The sequence below is a fragment of the Pseudomonas sp. GLN_2 genome, assembly GCF_043106005.1.
GTDB classification, from domain to species: domain Bacteria; phylum Pseudomonadota; class Gammaproteobacteria; order Pseudomonadales; family Pseudomonadaceae; genus Aquipseudomonas; species Aquipseudomonas alloputida.
This window is the reverse complement of sequence record NZ_JBICMC010000027.1, coordinates 1-24,321: the sequence shown is the minus strand read 5'-3', so window position 1 is coordinate 24,321 and position 24,321 is coordinate 1. Positions and strand designations below refer to the sequence as shown.

General features: G+C 56.1%; 20 protein-coding genes and 1 pseudogene. 8 read left to right on the top strand and 13 right to left on the bottom strand.

Features of this window, described 5'->3' with window-relative positions; translation table 11 throughout:
• The first annotated feature begins 338 nt into the window (after window positions 1-338).
• Complete coding sequence (locus tag ACF8Q6_RS07760) at window positions 339-1,271, top strand: SIS domain-containing protein (RefSeq protein ID WP_121783904.1); 933 nt, start codon at window positions 339-341, stop codon at window positions 1,269-1,271.
• A gap of 77 nt (window positions 1,272-1,348) precedes the next feature.
• On the opposite strand, the gene kdsB is transcribed toward ACF8Q6_RS07760, so the two are convergent.
• The 8 genes from kdsB to ACF8Q6_RS07720 all read right to left on the bottom strand — a co-directional run bounded on the left by kdsB (window position 1,349) and on the right by ACF8Q6_RS07720 (window position 12,512).
• A complete protein-coding gene (gene kdsB / locus ACF8Q6_RS07755; RefSeq protein WP_392493979.1) occupies window positions 1,349-2,635 on the bottom strand; it encodes a 3-deoxy-manno-octulosonate cytidylyltransferase in 1,287 nt (428 codons plus the stop codon).
• 25 nt (window positions 2,636-2,660) lie between these two features.
• A complete protein-coding gene (kdsA, locus tag ACF8Q6_RS07750) occupies window positions 2,661-3,503 on the bottom strand; it encodes a 3-deoxy-8-phosphooctulonate synthase (RefSeq protein WP_392493978.1) in 843 nt (280 codons plus the stop codon).
• 53 nt (window positions 3,504-3,556) lie between these two features.
• Complete coding sequence (locus tag ACF8Q6_RS07745; protein ID WP_162996143.1) at window positions 3,557-4,786, bottom strand: tetratricopeptide repeat protein; 1,230 nt, start codon at window positions 4,784-4,786, stop codon at window positions 3,557-3,559.
• A gap of 78 nt (window positions 4,787-4,864) precedes the next feature.
• A complete protein-coding gene (locus ACF8Q6_RS07740) occupies window positions 4,865-8,668 on the bottom strand; it encodes a hypothetical protein (RefSeq protein ID WP_392493977.1) in 3,804 nt (1,267 codons plus the stop codon).
• A gap of 145 nt (window positions 8,669-8,813) precedes the next feature.
• Window positions 8,814-9,905 (bottom strand): polysaccharide biosynthesis/export family protein, encoded by a 1,092-nt coding sequence (locus ACF8Q6_RS07735; protein WP_372340371.1) that lies wholly within the window; start codon window positions 9,903-9,905, stop codon window positions 8,814-8,816.
• Window positions 9,898-11,004, bottom strand: a complete 1,107-nt coding sequence (locus tag ACF8Q6_RS07730) for an ABC transporter permease (protein WP_121783898.1) — start codon at window positions 11,002-11,004, stop codon at window positions 9,898-9,900. The genes ACF8Q6_RS07735 and ACF8Q6_RS07730 overlap by 8 nt, the downstream gene beginning before the upstream one ends.
• Before the next feature lie 49 nt (window positions 11,005-11,053).
• Window positions 11,054-11,707: an ABC transporter ATP-binding protein gene (locus ACF8Q6_RS07725; protein WP_121783897.1), complete on the bottom strand. Its 654-nt coding sequence runs from the start codon at window positions 11,705-11,707 to the stop codon at window positions 11,054-11,056.
• A gap of 13 nt (window positions 11,708-11,720) precedes the next feature.
• Window positions 11,721-12,512, bottom strand: coding sequence for an ABC transporter permease (locus tag ACF8Q6_RS07720; RefSeq protein ID WP_121783896.1), 792 nt, complete (start codon window positions 12,510-12,512; stop codon window positions 11,721-11,723).
• Window positions 12,513-13,080: 568 nt separating this feature from the next.
• Here ACF8Q6_RS07720 and ACF8Q6_RS07715 point away from each other — a divergent pair.
• Window positions 13,081-13,818, top strand: a complete 738-nt coding sequence (locus ACF8Q6_RS07715; protein WP_392493976.1) for a hypothetical protein — start codon at window positions 13,081-13,083, stop codon at window positions 13,816-13,818.
• A 196-nt stretch (window positions 13,819-14,014) separates the two neighbouring features.
• Here ACF8Q6_RS07715 and ACF8Q6_RS07710 read toward each other — a convergent pair whose 3' ends face one another.
• Window positions 14,015-14,290 carry a DUF3077 domain-containing protein gene (locus tag ACF8Q6_RS07710; protein ID WP_004577691.1) on the bottom strand — a complete coding sequence of 92 codons (276 nt, stop codon included), beginning with the start codon at window positions 14,288-14,290 and terminating at the stop codon, window positions 14,015-14,017.
• 803 nt (window positions 14,291-15,093) lie between these two features.
• Here ACF8Q6_RS07710 and ACF8Q6_RS07705 point away from each other — a divergent pair.
• Window positions 15,094-15,435, top strand: a complete 342-nt coding sequence (locus tag ACF8Q6_RS07705; RefSeq protein WP_392493975.1) for a ComEA family DNA-binding protein — start codon at window positions 15,094-15,096, stop codon at window positions 15,433-15,435.
• Between the two features lie 92 nt (window positions 15,436-15,527).
• Here ACF8Q6_RS07705 and ACF8Q6_RS07700 read toward each other — a convergent pair whose 3' ends face one another.
• Complete coding sequence (locus ACF8Q6_RS07700) at window positions 15,528-15,695, bottom strand: DUF2897 family protein (RefSeq protein WP_003252762.1); 168 nt, start codon at window positions 15,693-15,695, stop codon at window positions 15,528-15,530.
• A gap of 183 nt (window positions 15,696-15,878) precedes the next feature.
• On the opposite strand from ACF8Q6_RS07700, the gene pyrF reads away from it, so the two are divergent.
• On the top strand, window positions 15,879-16,580 hold the full coding sequence (pyrF, locus tag ACF8Q6_RS07695) for an orotidine-5'-phosphate decarboxylase (RefSeq protein ID WP_003252765.1): 702 nt from the start codon (window positions 15,879-15,881) through the stop codon (window positions 16,578-16,580).
• A gap of 456 nt (window positions 16,581-17,036) precedes the next feature.
• On the opposite strand, the gene ACF8Q6_RS07690 is transcribed toward pyrF, so the two are convergent.
• Window positions 17,037-18,038, bottom strand: a complete 1,002-nt coding sequence (locus ACF8Q6_RS07690; RefSeq protein WP_003252767.1) for an NADP-dependent oxidoreductase — start codon at window positions 18,036-18,038, stop codon at window positions 17,037-17,039.
• Window positions 18,039-18,215: 177 nt separating this feature from the next.
• Between ACF8Q6_RS07690 and ACF8Q6_RS07685 the strand changes: the two genes are divergently transcribed.
• Entirely contained in the window at window positions 18,216-18,977 is a 762-nt protein-coding gene (locus tag ACF8Q6_RS07685) for an SDR family oxidoreductase (protein ID WP_047605247.1), read from the top strand.
• A 143-nt stretch (window positions 18,978-19,120) separates the two neighbouring features.
• Here ACF8Q6_RS07685 and ACF8Q6_RS07680 read toward each other — a convergent pair whose 3' ends face one another.
• Window positions 19,121-19,864: a hypothetical protein gene (locus ACF8Q6_RS07680; RefSeq protein WP_392490711.1), complete on the bottom strand. Its 744-nt coding sequence runs from the start codon at window positions 19,862-19,864 to the stop codon at window positions 19,121-19,123.
• A 405-nt stretch (window positions 19,865-20,269) separates the two neighbouring features.
• Here ACF8Q6_RS07680 and ACF8Q6_RS07675 point away from each other — a divergent pair.
• Window positions 20,270-21,301, top strand: a pseudogene (locus ACF8Q6_RS07675) (methyl-accepting chemotaxis protein); the annotation flags it as partial.
• Between the two features lie 27 nt (window positions 21,302-21,328).
• Window positions 21,329-22,210, top strand: coding sequence for a methyl-accepting chemotaxis protein (locus ACF8Q6_RS07670; RefSeq protein ID WP_370844823.1), 882 nt, complete (start codon window positions 21,329-21,331; stop codon window positions 22,208-22,210).
• A 96-nt stretch (window positions 22,211-22,306) separates the two neighbouring features.
• Here ACF8Q6_RS07670 and ACF8Q6_RS07665 read toward each other — a convergent pair whose 3' ends face one another.
• A complete protein-coding gene (locus ACF8Q6_RS07665) occupies window positions 22,307-23,497 on the bottom strand; it encodes a benzoate/H(+) symporter BenE family transporter (protein WP_012053345.1) in 1,191 nt (396 codons plus the stop codon).
• Window positions 23,498-23,641: 144 nt separating this feature from the next.
• On the opposite strand from ACF8Q6_RS07665, the gene ACF8Q6_RS07660 reads away from it, so the two are divergent.
• A complete protein-coding gene (locus ACF8Q6_RS07660) occupies window positions 23,642-24,244 on the top strand; it encodes a glutathione S-transferase family protein (RefSeq protein ID WP_392490712.1) in 603 nt (200 codons plus the stop codon).
• The last annotated feature ends 77 nt before the right edge of the window (window positions 24,245-24,321 follow it).

The window sequence follows — 24,321 nt, the reverse complement described above, 5'->3', positions numbered from 1 at the left end:
ACTGCGTCCATGCTGAGGGCACGAATGGCGTTGGCACGCTCACGACGACTAGGCATCGTTAGTCTCCTGACTGCTAGGTTGGGGTGGCAAAAAGCGCGCATTCTGGCGCACTAGCATGAGTGCTACAAGGAAATGATTGCGGTCACCATCGCGAAGCAGGTTCGAGGTTGTTGGTAATCGGGCTTGAAATATGAACCTGAGCCTGCAAGAAACGCCGGCCGAAATTTTGGCGTTTCCCCTCCGTTGATCGGCTGAATTAGCCAATAGACTTTGCTTGCAGTTTGCAAAAACCTTACCATCCGCAGCTTCGAATATTTCTGCAGCTGTCAGGGACGAAAATGAATCACCTTAGCATCGCCAAAGAAGCCCTCATCGCTCAGGCACAAGCTGTTAGCCAGCTGGCCGACCGCCTGGATGGCGAATTTCAGAGCGCTGTTGAGCTCATCCTCGCTTGTAAGGGCCGAACCGTTGTATGCGGCATGGGCAAATCTGGTCTGATCGGTCAGAAGATGGTTGCCACGTTTGCATCGACAGGCACCCCCAGCTTTTTCATGCATCCTGCTGAAGCCTTCCATGGCGACTTGGGTATGCTCAAGCCTATCGACGTGCTGATCCTCATCAGCTATAGCGGCGAAACGGAAGAGTTGATCAAGTTGATCCCGAGCCTCAAGTCATTCGGCAACAAGATTATTGCCATGACTGGCAATGGGAAATCGACCTTGGCCAAGCACGCCGATATTTGGCTGGATATCTCGGTTGATCGTGAGGTGTGCCCGAACAATCTGGCGCCTACTACTTCGACTCTGGCTACCATGGCTATGGGCGATGCGTTGGCCGTGGCGCTGATTGAAGCGATCCAGTTCAAGCCGATGGACTTCGCCCGCTACCACCCAGGCGGAAGCCTTGGTCGCAAGCTGCTAACCCGCGTGCGCGATGTGATGCACTCGCCGGCACCTATTGTGAACTCCACCACAAGCTTCCATGATTGCCTGCTGGTGATGACCCGCAGTCGTCTTGGCATGACAGCTGTAATGGATAATAACAAGCTCGTGGGCATCGTGACTGACGGCGACTTGCGCCGAGCGTTGCTGAGTAACGAAGGGATCATTCACGAAAGTGTTGCGCAGTTCATGACGGCTAATCCGCACACTATTTCCGAGGATGCGCAGCTTTCGGAGGCAGAGGCCTACATGCTGGATAACAAGATCCGAGCATTGGCTGTTACTGATGCAGAAGGTGCTGTTGTGGGTGTAGTCGAGATTTTCGACTAAGCACCGTTAAAGAGCCGATAAGTATGAACTATATCGGCTCTTCACGATAAGCCCGTTGGGCTAAGGAAATGGCTGATTTACTGAGCCATTTTTGCCATCACCTTTGCATATCCCGCAGCGCTGCCTAAAACGGCATCCTTGCCCTGGGCAAAGAGAATGGCATCGGCAACCTCACGGAAAGCGCCAGTCCCGCCTGCTGCCCTCAATGTCTGAGTCGCTGCAGCTTTCACGTAGACCGGCGCGTCTGCGACTGCAAACGAGATCCCGCACGCGGCAAATGCTGGCAGATCAATGCAATCGTCACCAATACATGCAGTTTGCTCAGTCGTGACTCCAGCCTCAGACATGAGCTGGTTACAGGCCGCGAGTTTGTCCTTCACGCCAAACTGGCAAAGCGTCACACCCAAATCCGCCACACGCTTGCGCAAGGTTGCGGAATCACGCCCGGATAGTACTGCTACCCGTACACCATTCTCCTCCAGCAAGCGCATACCCATGCCATCACGCACATGGAAGCGCTTGAGGCATTCACCGGTAGCGTCGTAGTAGATGCCACCGTCAGTCAGTACACCATCCACATCAGTGATTACTAAGCGGATATCTGCCAATGTCGGCTTTGTTGCTGGTGCTTGGCCAGATATCAGCGCGCGCACCTGTTCCAAGCATTCCGGTGTATCCACCCCCGGACCGGTCGGCTCAACGACGTAGGCACGAATGCAGTAGCCCGCTGCCATCAAACGCAGTTGTTCAAGCTTTTCTGCATGCTCGATCATGGGTTGTGGCAGGGTGGCATATTCAGCTAGTACCTCACGGCGATAGGCGTAAACGCCGACGTGCTTGAGGTATGTAGCCACTTCGCTATCGCGAGGGTAGGGAATTGGCGAACGGCTGAAATACAGCGCGTTACCATTCGCTGCAAGCACCACCTTGACGGTGTTAGTGTTACTCGCTTCATGCGCGTCGATCGGGTGGCACAGAGTGCCTACTTTAACGCTAGCATCTGCCAACATGCCAACAGCCAAAGCTTCAATATCGGCCGGACGAACTAGCGGTTCATCACCTTGCAGGTTGATATAAATATCTGCGTCAACTTGGGTCATGACTTCCGCAAGGCGGTCGGTGCCAGACGGATGGTCTGGCGAAGTCATTACGCATTCGCCCCCGAAGCCGCGTACCGCATCGGCAACACGCGCGTCGTCGGTAGCGATCACAACGACGTGCGCATTGGTTACCTGCAGTGCCCGCTCATAAACGTGCTGCACCATAGGCTTGCCAGCGATATCAGCGAGTGGCTTACCTGGTAGGCGAGTGGAGCCATAGCGGGCTGGAATGACGATCGCAACCCGTTGTTCTGTATTAGCCATGCTCACAATCCTTGTCGCCAAAGACTTACGAAATGGTCAGTGGGGGGAAAGACTTGATCAAGTCATCCAGTGCCTTGATTTGCGCCAGGAAAGGCTCCAGTTTGTCCAGCGGCAGCGCGCTCGGGCCGTCGCACTTGGCTTGGTCTGGGTTGGGGTGGGCTTCCAGGAACAGGCCTGCCAGTCCAACGCCCATGCCTGCACGAGCCAGATCGACGACTTGTTCGCGACGGCCGCCAGAAGCAGCGCCGGACGGGTCACGGTTCTGCAAAGCGTGGGTTACGTCGAAGATGATTGGCAGATTGTCACAGGTGCGCTTCATGACGCCAAAGCCCAGCATGTCGACGACCAGATTGTCGTAGCCCATGCAGGAACCGCGGTCGCACAGGATCAATTGGTCATTACCGGCTTCTTTGAACTTGTGGACGATGTTTCGCATCTGCGAAGGGCTCAGGAACTGAGGCTTTTTGATATTAACCGGTTTACCGGTCTTGGCCAACGCAACGACCAAGTCGGTTTGTCGAGCTAGGAAAGCTGGTAGTTGCAACACGTCTGCAACTTCGGCAACCGGCTGGGCTTGGTAGATTTCGTGGACATCCGTAATGATTGGAACGCCAAATTCAGCCTTCACTTTCTCGAAGATGCGCAAGCCTTCTTCCATGCCTGGCCCTCGATAGGAGTGAATCGAGGAGCGGTTGGCTTTGTCGAAGCTGGCCTTAAATACGTACGGGATACCCAGTTTTTGGGTGACGCGAACGTATTCGGCGCAGGCGGTCAGGGCGAGATCTTCAGACTCAAGGACGTTGATGCCACCGAAGAGGACGAAGGGGGCGGAGTTGGAGCATTCGATTTTATGGGTTATCTTAATCATTATGTTTCTCGTTGATCTGGTTGAAACTTAAGTTGGCATAATGGCCGCTTACGCTAATTGAGTGATAAGTCATAATCAGCGTATTTCGCTTGGGCGGCTTTTACATGGCTTGTATAGTTTGCTTCGAAGTAGTGTTTGTCTGGCACGGGGCGATTGACAATGCTGGCTAGCTTATTCAGATTTTCGAAATATTCCGGTCGAGAATAGTTAAGCTTGCAAGCCCATTCTGCATGATCGAACGCGAGTTCGTGCATGCCAGCCTTAGTGTATACATGCGAAAGTTGAATGTGCGCAATAGAACGATGGGGGCGAAGCTTAATGGCATTGAAGCTTGCCGTGATCGCATTTTCAAAGTTGCCTAACTTCAAATTGACCGCGCCGAGATTCATCCAGGCCTCCCAGTAGCCAGGTGTGCGATCTGTCAGGTTTTCTAGGCTGATGCGGGCGTTATTAAAGTCACTTCCGCGGAAAAGTGAGATTCCGTGCAAATATTGAATTAACGGGCTGACTTCAAGTAGCGATTGATTTTCTTTGATGCGGGCACCGATGTCTGACCAGTTTTTTTCAACAAAGGAATTGTTAATGCTCCAGAGAAAATTAACAATTTTATCATTCCCGGCATCACCCGCAAGATATTCAAAATTGCTAATGGGATTTCCTGTTACTAAATCATTAAAAACTGTCGATAAACGATCTTTTCTGCTGAGGAAATCTGGGGTGTCATGTTGCGATTCGGGGACGCAAAGTATTTTGGCTCGCTTGCGTTTATGTAAAAGCCAAGCTCCGAAAATATCGTTTATATCCATGCCACCATAGTAAACTGTGGTTGGAGGGAGGTGCAGGCTCGTTAAGTCGGGGTAGATATATTGATAGTTGTTGCGTGTGATATCTGTTTTGCCGCCGGGCACTCCAAGAATTGGCTCGACACCAAATGCCAATACTTCGTCAGCCTTTGCCATGGATCCAAATAATAGAGCGCCATATGCGCCCATACTGCTGCCTGTCATGACGAGGCGATTAGCATTAACATCAGACTTGAAGTTTAGAATGGATTTGACTGCGCCTCTAATTCCACCTGGTATGCCGGGTATGCCCGTACGATACCATTGTGGTACGTCGCTATTTAAGAAAATAATGTGGGAGTTGAGTGAATTGCCAGCTTTCCAGAAGGTAAACTTTGGAGGCCGATCATTGCGGGCTGCAAAGATAACCGTGACGGTATTAGCCCCTTTTTGCTCAATAAACTGAAAGTGGCTGGAAGAATTGACTACAGATTTTTCCATAATGCCTTGGCCTTCTGGGGTTGTTGTTTTGTTATGTCAGGGTCCCCGTGCGCAGGGGCGCTGCGCACGGGGAATGGGTCAACTACCGATTGCGTTTGCAGTGAGGTAAATCTTGTCTTTCAGAGAAAGCTTAGATTTCCAGATGCCGCCGTTTTCTTTCAAAAAACGGATAGCAACGTGGTTTTTTCCTTTGCTCGAAACCAAGTCAATAAGACTTTTATCTATTTTGCATTCCTTCTGTGGGTATGCCACCGAGGATAACGCGTCTAAGAAGTGGTCTCTGTGTAGCGTTTTAATGGCGCGATAAGTTTTGTCGCCAGAGTAGATAGGGTGCGAGACTGCTTTGGCAGCCTTTGGTATCTCAGATTTTACAGGTTCGATTTTAGCTTGAGGTTTGATGTTCTCAGGCTTGGGTTGTGGCTTGGAGGGTTGAGCCTTTTGTGCTTGAGTCTTAGCCGCCTCTGCGCTTTTCGCGTCCGGTGCTTTCGGCTGTGCTGCGGCCTTGACGATTGGTGCAGCAGCTTTTGCGATTGCATTAGTAATAGTTTTTACACCATTAGCAGCTGCTACGGCTGGGCTCGCTGGCTTCGATCCCTTTTTAACAAGCGCTAAACCTTCTTTCCAGATGTCTTTGTCGTTAGCTGCGCGGGGAGAAAGAAGGTAGGTGTTCTCTGCGCCCGCAAAGGCGTTATCGAAGATCAGGCCACGGATGATTTCAAGCTCAGCTGCCTCTGGTCGAGAAAGGAAAATGGACAGCAGATAAGTCGAAGAATTGGGCTCAAGCTTTATTGGGTAGTTGAGGTGCTCAATTTTGTTGATCCAAAGATCGCTAAAGTTCAGTACGCCATTATGGATCGAGCGAATCTTTGATTTGTGATCGTCGCTTTCAAGTTCTTCACGTTCAAGTTCAACTTTGCCTTCAGTCATTTTGTAAGCGCTGAGACTGCCTAAAGGCTCATTGATCAAGGTTTCGATGATCAGGTTGTGCGAAATCAGAGGTGTACAAGTTTTGAATCGGACATTCATGTTGTTGTGAAGATATGCTTGCGCTTGAGGATATGGGTCGTTACCCATTTCCCCATTGTAAGTCATAAAGAACAACGGGATAAATTTGCCGTCGAAATACTCGGAGACAACGGAATGAGCCGAGCCTTTATACCCAAAGTCAACCGCAGCAACATCATCCGATGCGCTCAAAGAGTTCTCGGCAAGATAGGCCCGGAACGCATCTTTAGTTGCGCCATTTGCATCGTCCCAGGCTTTCCAGTCTTCTTTCAGATAATCGTGGACTAAGCCATAAATAGCTCCCAGCGTTGTCTCTTTGACGAGGCTGTCAACGCTAGTGATGCTCCATTTGTCAAGCTTATCCTGCGTGATTCGGCTCGGATCAATTCTGAATCGATTCGAAAGCAGGTCTGCGAGACTCTTTTGGCGAGAAAAGTCGTCAATTCTAACCTTGAAGCAGTCATCAGGCTCGTGGAGGTTCAGGCAAGTCAAAGCTTTTCTGGATACTGCCAAGTAAACAGGCTCTAGGTGTCGATATCTCTCAACGCCTTTTATAAGTCTTTTCGCTATTTCATATGGAAGGTAGCAGTCACGAGCGAAGAAAAGAACCTTTTTACAGTTTTGCGCGATTGCATTATCCAAGATCCACTTAGTGAACTCGTACATTACTGGCCCAAGCGCAAGGAAGCCGAACTCTGTAGGAGTTGAGAACAAATCGCGACGCTCTTTTGCACTATCGAGCGGTTTGTCACCCAGAACAAGCAGGCCGTCAAAGTACTCTTCTGCGTAAAGGTTCAACATGGTGCGCAGGTAGAAACTCTGTTCGAAGACATTAAGATCAATGGCACGGTTCTTTAGGATCTGGTTCGCGCGCTCTCTTGTGGAGAAGATTTTTGTAGGGAAGATTGAGTTGTTAATAGCGCGCGTAAAGTCACCAGTGGAGTTGTCACCAATGTGGAGGATGCAATCCGCGCGGAGATTTAAATCGGAAAGTACGTATTTAAATAGATAGCCTGAGTGTTTTTTCAGTCCGACCTCAGACGAAACGTAGAGTTTCTCGTATCCACTGTATCCAGACTGGGATAGTGCGGCGCTCACAAAAGCTTCAGTGTGGGTAAAGTCGGAGATTAAAAGTACGCGTTTGCCTTTTGCAATTGCGGCATCAAACAAAACCTTGCCAAGTGAGCGCGACTCCAGGATTGAGAGTTCGACGGACTGCTCAATGTTGAGTAGTTTCTCTGCAAGATCTTGGTCTAATCCAAATGAGGCGAGCATGCGCTCGTAAACTTGGATCATGTAAAACTCTTCGTTTCGCTCCATATATGTGTCAGTGGAGTGGTGAAGAAGGTCATACTCTTTCCGAAGTTGCCGCTCAAAGCCAACGCGGAGTTCGGGGAAGCGTTTAACGAAAATTGCAGGAAGTAAACCGGCATGCTCTTCTTCCAGTTTTTTCTGGATGAGAACGAACGCATCTTCAGGTTTGAATACCGTCCTTCTGAGGAGGGTGTCAAAGATGTCGAACGAAATGACATCGTATTTATCCATTCGATCTAGAAGGCCGCGAAGCGAATTCTTCTTGCTGCTAATGATTCCACCGATTTTTTTAATCTGATTGTCCGCGCCGTTGAAAGGGGATAGTGTCAGGTAGTCTTTGTACAGATCGTTTGGTTTGGGGAAGGCCGAAAGAACGTCTACCACCGAATCACTTTTGCGATTGCTTAGCCCTTCAAGGACGGACTTAAAGTACTCAGGGTCATTGAGGAAGCGTTCGACTACAATATTTTGGCGGCAGAAAATAGAAGCAACAAGGTCTTCAGATGCCCTGGAGGTATCATCTGTGAGCTCTGAAGAGATATAGGAAAGATGCGAGTTGGATGGTGAGGCAAGTTTGCGGTCGTGGAAGAGCGCTTGATACCCAAGTGTGCTCGATACTGTTACGGTTTTGTCCGCCCAGGGGGCAATGTACTGGGAGATGTTATCAAGCTTTTCCAGTTCAGTGCTGTAAAGGAAATTCTTATGAATGCTTCGGATATAACCGAGGTTTCGATTGTTTAGCGTTCGCTCCGAAATCAGGCTTCCTATATATTGTGTGGCAATAACGCCTACATCTTTTGGAGCTTTGTCCAAAACATCCATCAGGAACTCAAATTGATCCTTATATTTGCAGTTCTCATAGAAGCCGAAATAGTTTGAGATTTGCAGTGGCACCAGCCAGTACTTTTCAAACTTTCTTTCAGGATCAACAATATTTAGAATCGCTTCTTTGACGTCGGTGTCGTGGTTGAAGTAGTTGCTGTAAAGCTCCCGGATTTTGAGGAATTCAGTCAAATCACCAAGGCTGCTGATGTCCTGGGTTGGATCATTGTTTTTAAGGAAGGAGTTCTTGTAAAGCCCGACCGGGTCAACGCTAATGGTTTTGGGGTAAGGTGGGCGCATGAATGCGCCAGGCATGATGTCGAGCACCAATGCCTTAGGGAATAGCTCTCTGAAAAAGTTAGTTGGGAACTCCCAGCAAAAAATTACATCGGGTACCCAACCTTTGAACAGCTTCTCGAAATACTTGCTGTATTTTTCCTTGTTGGCTTCAAACTTATCGTTGTAGCATTCCAGAAGGAAGTCATCGCCCAGACCGAATTGACTTATCTTGCTGCCCGGTACAACAAAGCTATTTCGAGCGTTTATTTCAGTTATCTTGCTTTTTCGATTGAGCAGATCAAGAGTGTGAGAACCAAGCAGGAACTTGCTTTCGCCCCCGGTAGCTTTTTCATAAGTTCTACTAAAGGGCAGAAGGTAATTGGCGTACGAGCCCACACGGAACTCTGGTAGGCCCATGTCAATGCCAAAGTTCGACATGAATAAAGCTTTCTGGAAGCGCATATTTCGTCCTGAATGTTCGTAGTCGTAGTGTAAGAGCGCCTAAGACGCTGCGTCATATTCGCTACACGACTGCGTCGCTAGCGCGATTGGTTTGTTAAAGCGTTTTATGAGTCAGGGCTTTTATCCCTGACTCCTGTTTACCTAATTAGTTATACGCACCGGTTGCCTTGCCAAGCAGCATGGTCTGTACTATCGGTGAGATAACTTTTTGCCACTCATATACCGCCGCATTGGTCACGTAGATTGTGTCATCAGGCTTAACGGCAATTTGGCGTGCGTAGAATACAGCTGCAGGATCACGCATATTCAGCCGAAGAACTGTAGGTTTTCCATTAGCAGCATCAGCCATGCGGAATACAAATACACCTTCCGGGTTGGCGTTTTGCTCGCGCAGGCCACCTACGCTACCCAATGCATCCAGTAAGCTGGTGTTCTGGCTCGGCAGATCTTTCAAGCCTGGCTCGCCCACTGCACCCATTGCGACAAACCGCTGGCGTGCACGGTCCAAAACAACTTCTGAGTTAGGGCGTAGAACCATGTTATTACCGGCCAACACGTCCTCGTAGTTGAACTGCTGGACTTGGTTGCCAGTACGCACTGTCACGTTGACCAAGTGTGGCTCCAACACGGGGCCGCCGGCCTGGTTAACTGCATCCAGCAGGGTCAGTGGGCCTTGCAGTGTGCTGAAGCGGCCTGGCGTTTTCACCGCGCCCGCTACCAGCACCGACCCCGACAGGTCACCCACCAATTCAACATGGGTTTGAACGTCGGTGGTAATGCCTTTCAGCTGGCGACGAATCATCTGCTCAACCTGGTTCAGAGTCATACCCGCTACAAACTGTCGACCTACATAGGGGAGCGACAGCATGCCTTGCGCGTCAATGCGCGTTTTCAGCTGGGTACCGCCAGTTGCCAGCGGGGCGAAGAGCGCGGAGCCTTCCGGAGCGGTGTCGGCGATCAGTACATTCAGCACGTCGCCTGCAGCGAGGCGAACTTCTGCCGATACTGGCTTGGTTACGCTGGCTAGTGCGGGGCGTGGGGCGCCGAACATATACGGGCGGATCGTACTGGCATTGATATCGACGAGGTTGTACGCCTCGTTCTTGCTCTCGATTTCACCCTTGTACGGGCCTGCGCCAGATAGTGTTCCGCCGCAACCGGCTAAGCCCATGGTGGCCAGGGCCAATGCCGCCAGTTTCAGATTGAAGCGCTTGGAGACAGCCATGGATTTAATCACGATGATCCTCGATCGAAGCCAGAATGAAGCGGGTGATGCCAAACACCATCAGCAGACCAAGTAGGATGGTCGCCAAGTTGTACAGGCGCTCTGGGTAAAGAGCGAGTTGAGGAGTGTTGGGGCTGACTACAGTAACCAGCGTGCGGATTTTCTTGCTCGCTTCGATGCGGGCATTGTCCAGCGCTGCAACTGCGGTTTTGTAGCTTTCCTCTGCAATGCCGGCGTCCAGGGTCAACTGCTGATAGCGTGATGCAACTACGTTCAGTTGTGAGCCTTGTGGCGACGAAACAAGTAGGCGCTTCTCTTTGGCAAGCTGTTGGGTGATGGCTTCTACTTTCTGTCTCTGCTGCCGAACCTGTGGGGCGTCCGCGCGCAGCTTGAAGTTCATTTCAGTAAGAGCGGCCTGCTCTTTGGTGTACTGGCTTTCTAGATCGGCGATGATGGTGGCGCGGCTCTGTGCAGTGTTGCCGCCATCAAGTACCTTGTTGTCATTTTGGAAGTTCAGCAGTTGGGTTTTGCGTTTGCTGTAGTTGACGCGTGCTGTTTCCAGCTCACCTTGGGCAAACTTCATTTGCTCACGGGCAATGTTGTGGCTGACTTCGTTGACGAAGTGTTCACTGGCCTGAAGGATCACGCGTAGCATCTGCTCGGATAACTCCGGGGTGAAAGCTTGTACTTCAACACGGAGCAGGCCAGTGGTTTCGTCATAATGGGCCGAAACCATGCGTTGGTAGTATTCCAACAGATCTTCTCGAGGAGCATCTTTGTCCAGCCAGAAGAACACATCACCGCGTTGAGCGGCGTACTGTTCGATCCAGTGAAGCTTGCTTTCCAGTAGCAACATCATGTCCATCGAGGTGATATATTCACGTAGGTACAGGGTCTCTTCGCGCGAGGCAGGGTTTGCACCGGTCAGCAGGGTGGCCAGGCCAGGGACCTGTGCGCCTTGGTTGTTGCCGTCCTGACGCACCACCACTTGGGCGGAGCTGACGAAACGGTCGACGGCGAACACGCCGTAGTACACGGCTGCCAGAATCATTGGCAGGACTACCATGGCCAACGCCAGGCGCCAGCCCTTCTTTTTACCCGTACTGCTCATAGTTGGATGCATCCTTGATATGGAACGGTGCTGCAATGGAAAGGGTTGATCAGCTGTTGTAGGCCTTGATGCCTTCGGCGACGTCGTTGTACACCTGGATGCCGCCATCTCGTACCAGCAGGACGATATCGCAAAGTTTCTCGATTTCAGGCATCGAATGGGAAACCAGCACAACATTTGCCTTCTGGAGCTTCTCTTTAAATACGTCAGCGCACTTGCGTTTGAACTGTGCGTCGCCCACTGACATTACTTCGTCGATCAAATAGTAATCGAAGTCAAATGCCATGCTTAGGCCAAAGGCAACGCGCGAACGCATGCCAGAGGAGTAGGTCTTGATGGGCTCGTCAATCCAGTCGCCAATTTCGGCAAATTCCTGCACGTAACGGATTTTCTCGCGCATGGCTTCACCAGTGGCACCGTATACGCGGCAGATGAATTTAATGTTGTCGCGTCCACTCATGCTGCCTTGGAATCCCCCTGTCAAACCCACCGGCCAAGAGATGCTTCGGTCGGTCGCGATAATTCCGGAGTCGGGCACGTCAGCCCCCCCCAGCAGGCGCATCAAGGTTGATTTGCCGGCACCATTGCGGCCGATCAAACCGATATTTTTGCCGGGCGGAATGGCCAGCGACAGGTTGCGGAAGACATACCGCCGCCCATTTGGCGTGAGGTACGACTTGGTGACGTTTCTTAGCTCGAACACGTGTGACCTGTACTTAGCCGTTCTTGGTGGAAATCAGGTGCATCCTGCGGGCGCGGTATGCACCAAGGGAGAGGAACAACAAAACCATGGTGAATCCAACCACATAAGTTGAGGACACGCCGTCGACTGGTGAGTAGTTAGGGAGGACCTCTGCGCGGATCAACTCTAGGATGTGCAGGAATGGGTTGAGCAGTAGGACTGGCATCATCGCTTGCGGCAAGTAACTGGCGGGGATCAGAACGCCAGAGATGAAGTACAGGGGGAAGAAGGCCATGCGTATGACGATCTTTAGGCTGGGCAGAGCGTGGGTGATCATTGCCAGGAGCATACCCAGGCCGAAGGCAAACAGTAGGCCTAGCAACAGAGTAGCTGCCCATTGCAAAGGACTATGTATAGACATATCGAAGCCGAACCAGGCGAAGCCGAATACCAAAATGGCGTATACAGTAGCTGCGATGCAGGTTTCAACGATCACACGCGCTATGTAGGTATCAAGAGGCTTGATCTGTTTATAGCCAAATAATGAACGGTTCTCCCGAAGGCTATCCATGAGCCTAAGAGCGGTGTTGCGATAGAGCAGGAAGGGGGCCATTCCTACAAGTATGAACACTGGATACTCGACGCTGGAGACCGTGCGTGCACGCAGCATGGAGAACAAAAGTGAAAAAATCAGCAGGTGACAGATGGGTTCTAACAGCAGCCACACGGCTCCCATGCGGCGGTCGCCGAGTCGCGAACGGGCTTCTCGCAAAACGAGAGCGAAAATGACCGATTTCTGAATTTCGAAGGAGGAACGAGGCTTCAAGATGGCGACCGCAAAGCAATGCAGCGCGCCTAGGCACGCCGGAATTCATCTTCAGGAAAGGCTCGCCCTGAGGCGATTTCAGACGGATCTTCCGGACACTTCCCTGTTCTAAGGGGCGGAAGGGTAAGCGCGAGAGGACGTAAGCGTCAAGTAAGACGCCGCAAATGCAACCGAAAGTTCTAATCCATTAGTCACATTCGAGACGAATGGCATAGATCGATGGTGGCATATTGATATCGTTTTGGGAAGGCGTGAGCCGACAGCTTTTTGTTACCGACATTGCTTCACAGCTTACGCTGGACGGACAGTTTTGGAAGTGAATGGGTTCACACTATGCGGTCAAGGCATGCGGTTTCGATGGTCAGCCTCTGTCTGTAAGGTTTGCGACCCAAAAGGGCATCCGGGAGTCGGAGGTAGCTTCATGAAGCGTGATGCCAACCGCAAACAGACCTGTGGCATTGGCCGCGAAACCTATGTGTTTACAGCAAAATCCGCAAAATTATGGCACTCTGCCAGACCTCACTAGCCTTCTTGGCTTGACTTGTATCCGTACCAGAGCATCCGCCCGATGCGCCTGCCTGACCGTGAAACGATGAACATCCCTAACTTCAAGAAGTTGTTTATGCCTGATATTTCAGCAGACGCAGCCAGCCTTATCCATGCCATAGCCTCTGCCACTGCGGTAATCGCAGCGCTGATCGCCGCCAGTGCGATGATCATTGCCCATATGACCTCGGATGTAAAAAACCAGCAAGCCGAAGTGCCCGTTTCCCGGGGGGCGCAGGTGGTTACTGTCGTCCACGAGTCGGACGTGCAGGCCAGGTTGGAGATCGAGCAGCTCATGGAGCAGAACGATGCGCTCAGGGCGGAACTTGAGCGCGAGCGGGCCGAGCGGTTGAAGCTGGAAGCCAGCCTGAAGCCCCGAGCGCTGACGCCGCAGGCGCATGATGCGTTCAAGGCATTGGCGGGCGAGCTGAAGGCTAAGACGCTGGCGCCGGTGGTGTTGCTGAATATCCACAAAGATGACAAGGAAGCTGTGCGCTTTGCCAAGGAAATTGCCGTTGCGCTGACCAAGGCGGGTGTGCAGGTTCAGATCAAGCAGTTGCCCCTGCAGAAGCACAATACCGGTACCCAGGTGGTCGTTTATGCCGGGGTGGCCGGTGACGAGCTTGAGCAGGCATTCAAGACCGCTGAGTTTGCTTCTGACATCAAGCGTTCGGGGCAGAGCCCGCGGGTGAAGGTGGATGATGGGGATGCAATTGCCATTTCGGCGTTTATCAGTGTTTATCCGCGCAGTGAGATTTGAGCGGCGGGTGGGGCTGTGATCTTGTAGGCATGGGGTGGATGGCACCGGCGGTGCCGGTGTTCGCGGGCGCGCCCGCTCCCACAGGGCGGGGGCTTGGCCACTGCAGTGGTTTGCCCTCGCCATGTCTGGGCTGATGAAGCCCATTTCTTCTGACTGCAAGCGAGGCATAGCCTCGCCTGGTCTCGCGTCATCCGCTTCAGTGGCGGCTGTTCTTCGCAAGCTCGATGTCGTTCATCAGGGCTTTTGCGGTGGCCAGCAGGTAGTCCGCTGCGCCCAGCATCTTGTGGTCGTCTTCCATGTCACCTTCGCGTACCAGGTGCTTGCAGTAGCCCAGCAGGACGGAGACGTGTTCATAGGCGTCATCGACGGGGATGCCGGGTTGGACGCGGAGCAGGTCCAGGGTGGGGTTGCCGGCTTCGAGGAAGGTTTCGATGCCTGCGGTGAGGAGGGGGGATTGGTTGTTGTTTTTCATGGTGAGATTCCAGTGCGTTGTTAGAACTCACCACCTCGATCTTTCTCACGGACAAAGGTGGCAGCCATTGCGCGGGGTGAGAAACCGATGCACTGAAACCGGCCAAGCCGAAGCCTGCCCGCGAATGGCTGCCATTGAACAGTAGAGCAGCAGTGCATAACGAGTTCTCACACCCGGTCACCAACATGGCGACCTGGTGAAGTTATCCCTGGGGCATTTCCCCGACAATTCAGCTGCTTCTGACTGGCGCGTAGGATAGTTCGCTTGGTTGTCGAGCTGAAGAGGTGGGGCAGGGTTTCAGGAAAGTCTGACGTGCTGGGTATGCACCCCAAGGCAAGTGGCTGCGCCGTTATTGCCGACCGTTGTCGGCGTGGGTTTACCCGCGAACCGCCACCGCATTCGCGGGGGAAGCCCTGTACATCGATCGGGGGTGTTGAACGGGGCGTTGGTGTCGCCATGTTCCAGATGCGCTTGAAGCTGCCACGGCCGGCCGCTTTACGGGGTGAGCCTTGTTCGGCGTGCGTTGTAGGAGAATGGCCGGGCATTGGTGGGCAGTGGGTGTCGAACCAACCGGGATTTGGCTACAGGCACAGGGCCGGAGTCTTGTGCATCAAGGGCCGGCGCCGAGCGAGGAGGAAACGGCCACTGTTGGTGGGTGGGCGAAGTTGAGCGTGTTGCTGACCGATTCGGTAACCATTCGCCGGGGTGGTTGGGTATTGTGCGGCCGGGTTACCCGCTAGGGTTGGTTGCGCAGCCGAAGGAAAACGGTTGCTGGAAAATGACCAACCCAAGGAGTGTTGACCATGCGCAATAACGTTCTGTCGTACCTGCTGCTGCCGCTGTTCACCAGTTTGTCGTTCTCCCTTAGCGCCGCCCCGGCCAGCACCATGGCAGTGGCCGAACCGGTGCCGGTGGTGGCCCAGGCTCAGGCCCAGGCACAGCAGGCGCCGAGACTGGACTTGAACACGGCAGATGCCCTCACCCTGCAAAAGGAGCTGAACGGCATTGGCAAGGCCAAGGCGGAGGCTATTGTGGCCTACCGCGAGGCCAATGGGCCGTTTGCTTCAGTGGATGAGTTGCTGGAAATAAAGGGCATAGGCAATGCGTTGCTGGAGCGCAACCGGGACAAGGTGATGGTGGAGTAAGCGGGGAGGGGCCGGGGTGATGCCCTGGCCCGGCCTTTGTGTGCCGGGAATGGCGCGCTCCCGCAGGCGCAGCGCTTGAAGGGCTGGGCGTTTTAGCGGTCTTGAGCGTCCTTGGCATCCGCCTCGGCATTGCGCTCATGTACCTTGCGCAGTTGCTCTTCGGTCAGCGGCAGTTTTTTGGCCGTGTCGCGTAGCATCATCAACCCGCCGACAATCGAGCCGAGGGCTATGATGAGTATCAGCCAGGCATACCAGGGCATTGTCGTTCTCCTTAGATCGGGCCATGGGCAACGGTTACATAAGTTTTGAGCAATTGCCCGTTCCGTTGGTTCAATTATAGGTGCCAGGCCGTGCAGGGCCAATTCCGTGACCTGCGGGCCCCAAAGCCTGCGTCACTTCGTTTACAATGCGCGCCGTTTTCGACTTGCCAAGAGACCCTGCCCATGTCCGCCTGCCAGACGCCCCTGATCGTCGCCCTGGATTTCCCTACCCGTGAGGCCGCCCTGAAGCTGGCTGACCAGCTTGACCCTGCGCTGTGCCGGGTGAAGGTTGGCAAGGAGCTGTTCACCAGCAGCGCTTCGGGCATTGTCGAAACCCTGTGTGACAAGGGCTTCGAAGTGTTCCTGGACCTCAAGTTCCACGACATTCCCAACACCACCGCCATGGCGGTAAAGGCTGCCGCCGAGATGGGCGTGTGGATGGTCAACGTACATTGCTCCGGTGGCCTGCGCATGATGGTGGCCTGCCGTGAAGAGCTGGCCAAGCGCAGCGGCCCGCAGCCGTTGCTGATTGGCGTGACCGTGCTGACCAGCATGGAGCGTGAAGACCTGGCCGGCATTGGCCTGGATGTCGACCCCCAAGAGCAAGTGCTGCGTTTGGCGGCGCTGGCGGAAAAAGCGGGTATGGACGGTTTGGTGTGCTCGGCGCTCGAGGCCCCGGCACTGAAGGCGGCGCACCCATCGCTGCAACTGGTGACACCGGGCATTCGCCCGGCGGGCAGCGCGCAGGATGACCAGCGCCGCATCCTCACCCCGCGTCAGGCACTGGATGCCGGTTCGGACTACCTGGTGATTGGCCGGCCGATCAGCCAGGCTGCAGACCCTGCGCAAGCGTTGGCAGCGGTGGTGGCGGAGATTCGTGGGTAATTAACCTGCGGCTGTCCAACAACGGCCTGTGCCGAGCCACCGCTGTGTGTCCCCCGCGAATACGGTGGCGGCGGCAACGGTGGACGGCGGGTGGAAATTGGCCGGCAGGCCTGGCCCTTTCGGGCCACCGATGCCTGTGTCGAACCATTGATGTGGCTGCACCCCCGATCCGTGTAGGAGCGGGTTTACCCGCGAATACGGTGGCGGCGGCAACGGTGAACGGCCGGTGGAGATTGGCCCTCAGGCCCGGCCCTTACGCGGGTGAACCCGCTCCTACACGACGGCCTGTGCCGGGCCACCGCCGTGTGTCCACCCCCGATCTGTGTTGGGGCGGGTTTACCGCGAATACGGTGGCGGCGGCAACGGTGAACGGCCTGTGGAAATTGGCCCGCAGGACCGGCCCTTTCGCGGGTAAACCCGCTCCTACGACGGCCTGTGTCGGGCCATCGGTGGCGTTTAAACCTTCAACACCAACTTGCCAAAATTCTCCCCGCTGAACAGCTTCAACAAGGTCTCCGGGAAGGTTTCCAGCCCTTCCACCACGTCCTCTTTGCTCTTCACCTGCCCGCTGGCCAGCCAGCCGGCAATCTCCAGCGCGGCTTTGCCGTAGTCTTTGCTGTAATCCATCACCACAAAGCCTTCCATGCGCGCGCGGTTCACCAGCAGCGACAGGTAGTTGGCCGGGCCTTTCACCGCTTCTTTGTTGTTGTACTGGCTGATTGCGCCGCAAATCACGATGCGTGCCTTGAAGTTGATGCGCGTCAGCACGGCATCGAGGATGTCGCCGCCCACGTTGTCGAAGTACACGTCCACGCCTTTGGGGCATTCGCGCTTCAGGCCGGCCAGCACGTCTTCGGCCTTGTAGTCGATCACGCCGTCAAAGCCCAGTTCGTCCTTCAGGTACTGGCACTTCTCGGCACCGCCGGCAATGCCGACCACGCGGCAGCCTTTGATCTTGGCAATCTGCCCGACAATGCTGCCCACCGCACCGGCCGCGCCGGAAATGACCACGGTGTCGCCAGCTTTGGGTTGGCCGACCTCCAGCAGGGCAAAGTAGGCGGTCATGCCGGTCATGCCCAAGGCTGACAGGTAACGGGGCAGGGGGGCCAGCTTGGGGTCGATCTTGTGCAGGCCCTGGGGCTCGCCGGTGAAGTAGTCCTGCACACCGAGGGCGCCGCTCACGTGGTCGCCGGGCTGGTAGCCGGGGTGATTGGAGGCAACCACTTCACCTACACCCAGCGCACGCATTACCTGGCCCAGGGCCACGGGCGGGATGTAGGACTTGCCTTCGTTCATCCAGCCGCGCATGGCCGGGTCCAGCGACAGGTACAGGTTGCGCACCAGTACCTGGCCTTCGCCGGGTTGTTCGGCGGGTACGGTCTCGAAGCTGAAGTCGTCACGGCGCACGGCGCCGACCGGGCGTTTGGCAAGCAGGAAGCGGCGGTTGGTCTGGGTCATGGCGGGTCCTTGTGGGCTGTGGAGGGCGTAAGGCGTTCAATCTACCTTGTTGATGAAGGCGGTTCCTTAAAATCACTGACAAGCATGGTAGCCCAACCGTTGCTGTGATGATGCTGCCCGGCCGAGCGGTGGCTGACTATGCTCTGAACCCCACCCAACCCCTCACAGGAGCACGCGATGAGCATGACCTTTTCTGGCCAGGTAGCCCTGGTGACCGGCGCGGGTGCCGGCATCGGCCGGGCAACCGCCCTGGCGTTCGCCCACGAGGGCATGAAAGTGGTGGTGGCCGACCTCGACCCGGTCGGCGGCGAGGCCACCGTGGCGCTGATCCACGCGGCAGGCGGCGAAGCGCTGTTCATTGCCTGCGACGTGACCCGCGACGCCGAGGTGCGCCAGTTGCATGAGCGCCTGATGGCCGCCTACGGCCGGCTGGACTACGCCTTCAACAATGCGGGGATCGAGATCGAGCAACACCGCCTGGCCGAAGGCAGCGAGGCGGAGTTCGATGCCATCATGGGCGTGAACGTGAAGGGCGTGTGGTTGTGCATGAAGTATCAGTTGCCCCTGTTGCTGGCCCAGGGCGGTGGGGCCATCGTCAATACCGCGTCGGTGGCGGGGCTTGGGGCGGCGCCAAAGATGAGCATCTACAGCGCCAGCAAGCATGCGGTCATCGGCCTGACCAAGTCGGCGGCCATCGAGTACGCCAAGAAGGGCATCCGCGTGAACGCCGTGTGCCCGGCCGTGATCGACACCGACATGTTCCGCCGCGCCTACCAGGCCGACCCGCGCAAGGCCGAGTTCGCCGCAGCCATGCACCCGGTGGGGCGCATTGGCAAGGTCGAGGAAATCGCCAGCGCTGTACTGTACCTGTGCAGTGACGGCGCAGCGTTTACCACCGGGCATTGCCTGACGGTGGATGGTGGGGCTACGGCGATCTGAGTGGATACCGTGCGGGCTGCTGCGTGGGCAAGCCCGCCCCTGGCAAATGCGATCACCAGGCCCAAGCCTACTATGTCGCGCATGGACAGGATGGGCGTGCCCAGACCGTTCTGAGCAAGCCGGGCAGTCCGCCGGCCACCCGGCTAAAAGCTGACACCTATTTTCAGGCCATACTCGTCACGGGTTTGTTCGTCCGAGTCAGTCATCAGGAACTGCCCATCCAGTTCATAGTTGTAGCGGCTGAAGTAAAGCGAAGCGTATACCGGCACAGCACCGTGTTGGTTGAACAGCACACTAAGTTCGGCAAAGGGGTTGGTGGTATCTTTCAAATCAAGCTCTTCGTTGCTGATGCCATGTATTTTCAATTGCGAATCGCCATTGATAACCTGGCGTATGCCCGCCTCGAAACGCAAGGTGGCATTATTGAAGCGGTAATTGTAACCCGCCGCCAGCTTGGCGAACGGCGTGCGGTTGGTAAGGTCGACATCATGGCGGCTGGTATTGGGTTCCAACCGGTTCCATTTGTAACCGGCGCCCAGCAGCAGGTCGACTGAATGCCGTTCGGCCAGTGCCAACCGCCAACCCAGGTCCAGGTCGGCCTGGCCGTCCTTGAGCTTCTGGTCATGCTGTTTCGAGTACATGCCACTGGCCTCGGCCTGGTAGACAAGGCCTTGCGTGGCCGTCATCTTGTTGCCGTAGTTGAGGAATAAGCCCCCTTCGGGCATATCTTCGGTTTCATTATTACGGCCGTTGAGTTCCAGTTGGGTGTAGCTCCCTTGTAAGCCAAGGGTGAACAACGGGGCGGTGGAAGTTTCGGCATAGCCAACGGTTGGCACAGTAAACAGCAGCAACGGGGTGACCACAGCAGTAAACATGGCTGTTTTCATTGCAAGCTCCAGGGTGCACTGCAGGTCCGGAGAACGGGCCAGTTACCGATCACGATAGCGACGTTTTTATTGTGTGCAGGGGTGTTTAAAAAAATTTCACTACCCCACTTTTGGCGCAAATTTAATGGCGTCAAGAGTGATTGATAAAGTGTGGATTGGAATAAATGAATGTTTTACTTGCGTCGATTTAATATGGCCAAGCGCAGCCGAAGGTTGAGGGACGGGCTATCATTGATGGCCTAGTGATATCGTTTACAGCGGGCACTGAAAGCGACCCTTTTGCAGCCAAAAACGACAAGACATAGCTATTTGACACTATTCTGACGTCAGCCCCTTGTTCATTGGCAGATAACGTTGCCACCCTTAGCCTTCGGGATAACCTCACTGGCTGAAAGGGGATCGGCGATGGGCGCGAGCAAGCACGGTGTGCTGGCCAACCTGGGCATGGCCCGCAAACTTGGCCTGGGCTTTGCCTTGGTGCTGCTGCTGACACTGGCGGTGGCGGCTATCGGCGTCGCGGCGTTGCACAGCGTTGGGCAGCGCTTCGACAGCTTGCGTCAGCTGGCCCAGTTCAATACCGACTTGCTGCGCTTGCGCGAGCATGAGCAGGCGTTTGCCCTGCGCTCCGACATGCAGCAGGCCGACGCCTTGCGTGGCGGCCTGCAGGGCTTGGTGGAGCGCGCCCGCGGCCTGCCGGCGCTGGCGGCGGCGCAAACCGATCTTGCGGCCTATGGCCAGGCCTTCGAAGCCTTTGTCCAGGCCGTGCAAGCCAAGGAGCTGGCGCTGGACATGGCCAGCTGGTCGGTGTCCAACGTGTCCAACAACCTTGATGTGCTGCAGGCCGGCCTGGCCGATGACGGCGTGTACACCCTCAAGCAGTCCCAGGGCCAGCAGGGTGGCGAGTTTCTTGAGCAAGCCGCGCAGGTGGCCCAGGTGTCGCGGCTGATGCTGCAGGCCATGGACGAAGCACGGGTACGCCTGGAAAAAAGCCGCAAGGGCGAGGAGGGTGTGAGCCAGGAGCGCATTGCCCAGACGGTGGAGGCCGCTGGCCTGGTCAGCCAGTTGCAGGGCGCGGTTGGCGATGCCGGTTACCAGAGTGTGTTGGGCGAAGTGGCGGGGCACATTGGCAGTTTCTCGGAAAAACTCAACGAATACACCGACCAGCTGGCTCGAGAGCAGGGGCTCAAGGCGCAGTTGCAAGCCAGCGCCGAGCGGGTTACCGGGCGTGTCGACCAGGCCTACCTTGGGCAGGAGCAGGCCCTGCAGGGCGAGCTGCAGCGTAATGCCTTGGCCATCGGCCTGGCGACGGCGCTGGCGCTGTTTGTAGGCGTGTTGGCGGCCTGGCTGATTACCCGGGCTGTGGTCGGCCCGTTGAAGCATGTGATTGCCCGTGCCCAGCGCATTGCGGCGGGGGAGCTGGGTTTCGACGCCCAGGCGCCGCGCCGGGATGAGGTGGGGCAACTGATGCAGGCCATGCAGCAGATGGCGGCGGGGCTCTCGGGCATTGTCAGCGGCTTGCAGCAGGGCATCGAACAATTGGCCGGCAGCGCCCAGGCGTTGTCGACGGTGACTGAGCAGACCAACCGCGAGGTGGGCAGCCAGAAGGAAGAAACCGAACAGGTGGCGACCGCCATGCAGCAGATGACTGCCACCGTGCACGATGTGGCGCGCAATGCCGAGGAGGCGGCGCAGGCGGCTCAGGCGGCGGACGAGAAGGTCGACTCCGGCCAGCAGGTGGTGCGCCAGAGCATGCAGCGCATCGAGCAGCTGGCGTCGGCGGCAGAAGCTGCCAGCGCCGGCATCGACAGCCTCAGTGCCGAAATCCACACCATTGGTGACGTGCTGGAAGTGATCAAGAGCGTGGCCGAGCAAACCAACCTGCTGGCGCTTAATGCTGCCATCGAGGCTGCCCGCGCCGGCGAGCAGGGGCGCGGCTTTGCCGTGGTGGCCGATGAAGTGCGCGCCCTGGCGCGGCGTACCCGGCAATCCACCGAGCAGATCGAGACCTTGGTGGCCAGCCTGCGCGGCAATGCCCAACAGTCGGTGGCGCAGATCCGCGGCAGTACCGAGCTGGTACGGCTGGCCGTGGCCGATGCACTGCAGACCGAAAGTGCGCTGGGCAGCATTGCCGCAGCGGTGTCATTGATTCAGCAGATGAACCAGCAGATTGCCGCAGCGGCCGAGCAGCAGAGTTCGGTGGCGGAAGAGATCAGCCGCAGTGTCACGCAGATTCGCGGCAGTGCGGACCAGGCGGCATTGGCGATGCAGGACAATGCCCGGTCCAGTGTCGAGCTGGCGCAGCTGGGCACCGATTTGAAGGGCATGGTGGGGCATTTCAGGTTGTAATCTCGTTGCCTGTGCCGGCCCATTCGCGGGTTGTGTGATTTCCCGTCGTAGGAGCGGGTTTACCCGCGAATAGGCCACCCCAGGCAACAACAACCCTCACCCCCTACGCGGGTTAAGAATCACCAAAGCCAACACTCCCGCCACAATTCCCCAGAACGCCGAGCCAATCGAGAACAGGGTCAGCCCCGAAGCGGTCACCATAAAGGTGATCACCGCGGCCTCCCGCTCACGCGCCTCGCTCATGGCTACGGTCAAACCGTTCATGATCGAACCAAACAGGGCCAGTGCCGCAATCGACAGCACCAGTTCTTTCGGTAATGCCGCGAACAGTGCCGCCAAGGTGGCGCCGAACACCCCGGCAATGCCGTAGAAAATCCCGCACCACACTGCCGCGGTGTAGCGTTTGCTTGGGTCTTCATGGGCATGCGGCCCGGTGCAGATCGCCGCGCTGATCGCCGCCAGGTTGACCCCATGCGAGCCAAACGGCGCCAGCAGCAGCGAGGCAAAGCCGGTGGCCGAAATCAGCGGCGAGGCCGGTACCTGGTAGCCGTCGGCACGCAGGACGGCCACGCCTGGCATGTTCTGTGAGGTCATGGCCACCACGAACAGAGGAATGCCGATGCTGATGGTTGCCGCCAGTGAGAAGCTTGGGGTGGTCCACACCGGCTTGGCCACTTCCAGGTGGAAGCCGCTGAAGTCCAGCAGGCCCAACGCGCCGGACAATGCCGTGCCCACCAACAGCGCGGCCAGCACGCAATAACGCGGCGACAGGCGCTTGACCAGCAGATAGCTGAAGAACATGCCCAGCACCAGCAACGTGCGGTGCTGGGCGGCCACGAAGATTTCGCTGCCGATCTTGAACAGGATGCCCGCCAGCAGCGCCGAGGCCAGCGAGGCCGGGATGCGTTTGACCAGGCGCTCGAAGCTGCCGGTCAGGCCGCACACCAGCACCAGCAAGGCGCAGGTAATGTAGGCGCCAATGGCTTCGCCATAGCTGACCCCACCCAGGCTGGTGATCAGCAGCGCCGCGCCGGGGGTGGACCAGGCGACGGTGACCGGTGTGCGGTAGCGTAGCGACAGGCCGATGCTGCATACCGCCATGCCGATCGACAGCGCCCAGATCCATGACGAGATCTGCGCGGTGGTCAGCCCGGCCGCCTGGCCGGCCTGGAACATCAGCACCAGCGAACTGGTATAGCCGGTGAGCATGGCAATGAAGCCGGCGACCACCGCCGAGGGGGAGGTGTCTGCCAGGGGCCGCAGGCGTGCGGAAGTGGCATCGGTCATGAATAAAATCCTTGTAAAGGTGTAAGCAGTTTTTTCAGACTACAGCGAGCAAGGTTGATCCTTGCCATACAGCGGCCATTGCTTTTAGCCGTACAGTCGCCAAATATTGGGCGCAATTGCGAAACTGCTTTGCAGGGAGGGTCGATGTACAAGGTCTATGGCGACTACCAGTCGGGTAACTGTTACAAGGTCAAGCTCATGTTGAGCCTGCTGGGCCGGCCCTATGAATGGCACCCGGTGGACATCCTCAAGGGCGAGACCGAAACGCCCGAGTTTCTGGCGATGAACCCTAACGGCAAGGTACCGGTGCTGGAACTGGAAGACGGTAGCTACCTGTGGGAGTCCAACGCCATTCTCAACTTCCTGGCCGATGGCAGCGAGTTCCTGCCCAGCGAGCCGCGCCTGCGTACCCAGGTGCTGCAGTGGCAGTTTTTCGAGCAGTACAGCCATGAGCCGTACATTGCCGTGGCGCGGTTCATCCAGTTCTACCTGGGGCTGCCGGACGAGCGCCTGGACGAGTACCGCAAATTGCACAAGGGCGGCTACAAGGCGCTGAGGGTGATGGAGCGACAGTTGCAGATGACGCCTTACCTGGTGGGTGAGCACTACTCGATTGCCGATGTGGCGTTGTATGCCTACACCCATGTGGCGCAGCAGGGCGGGTTCGACCTGGCAGAGTACCCGGCGGTAAGGGCCTGGCTGGAGCGGGTCAGCAGCCACCCGCGGCATGTGCCGATGGTGGGCTAAACGCCGATACGGTTCATTGTGGGAGCAGCTGTCTTGCTCAATTTCTGAAAGCTGGCCCGATTGTGGGAGCGGCCTTG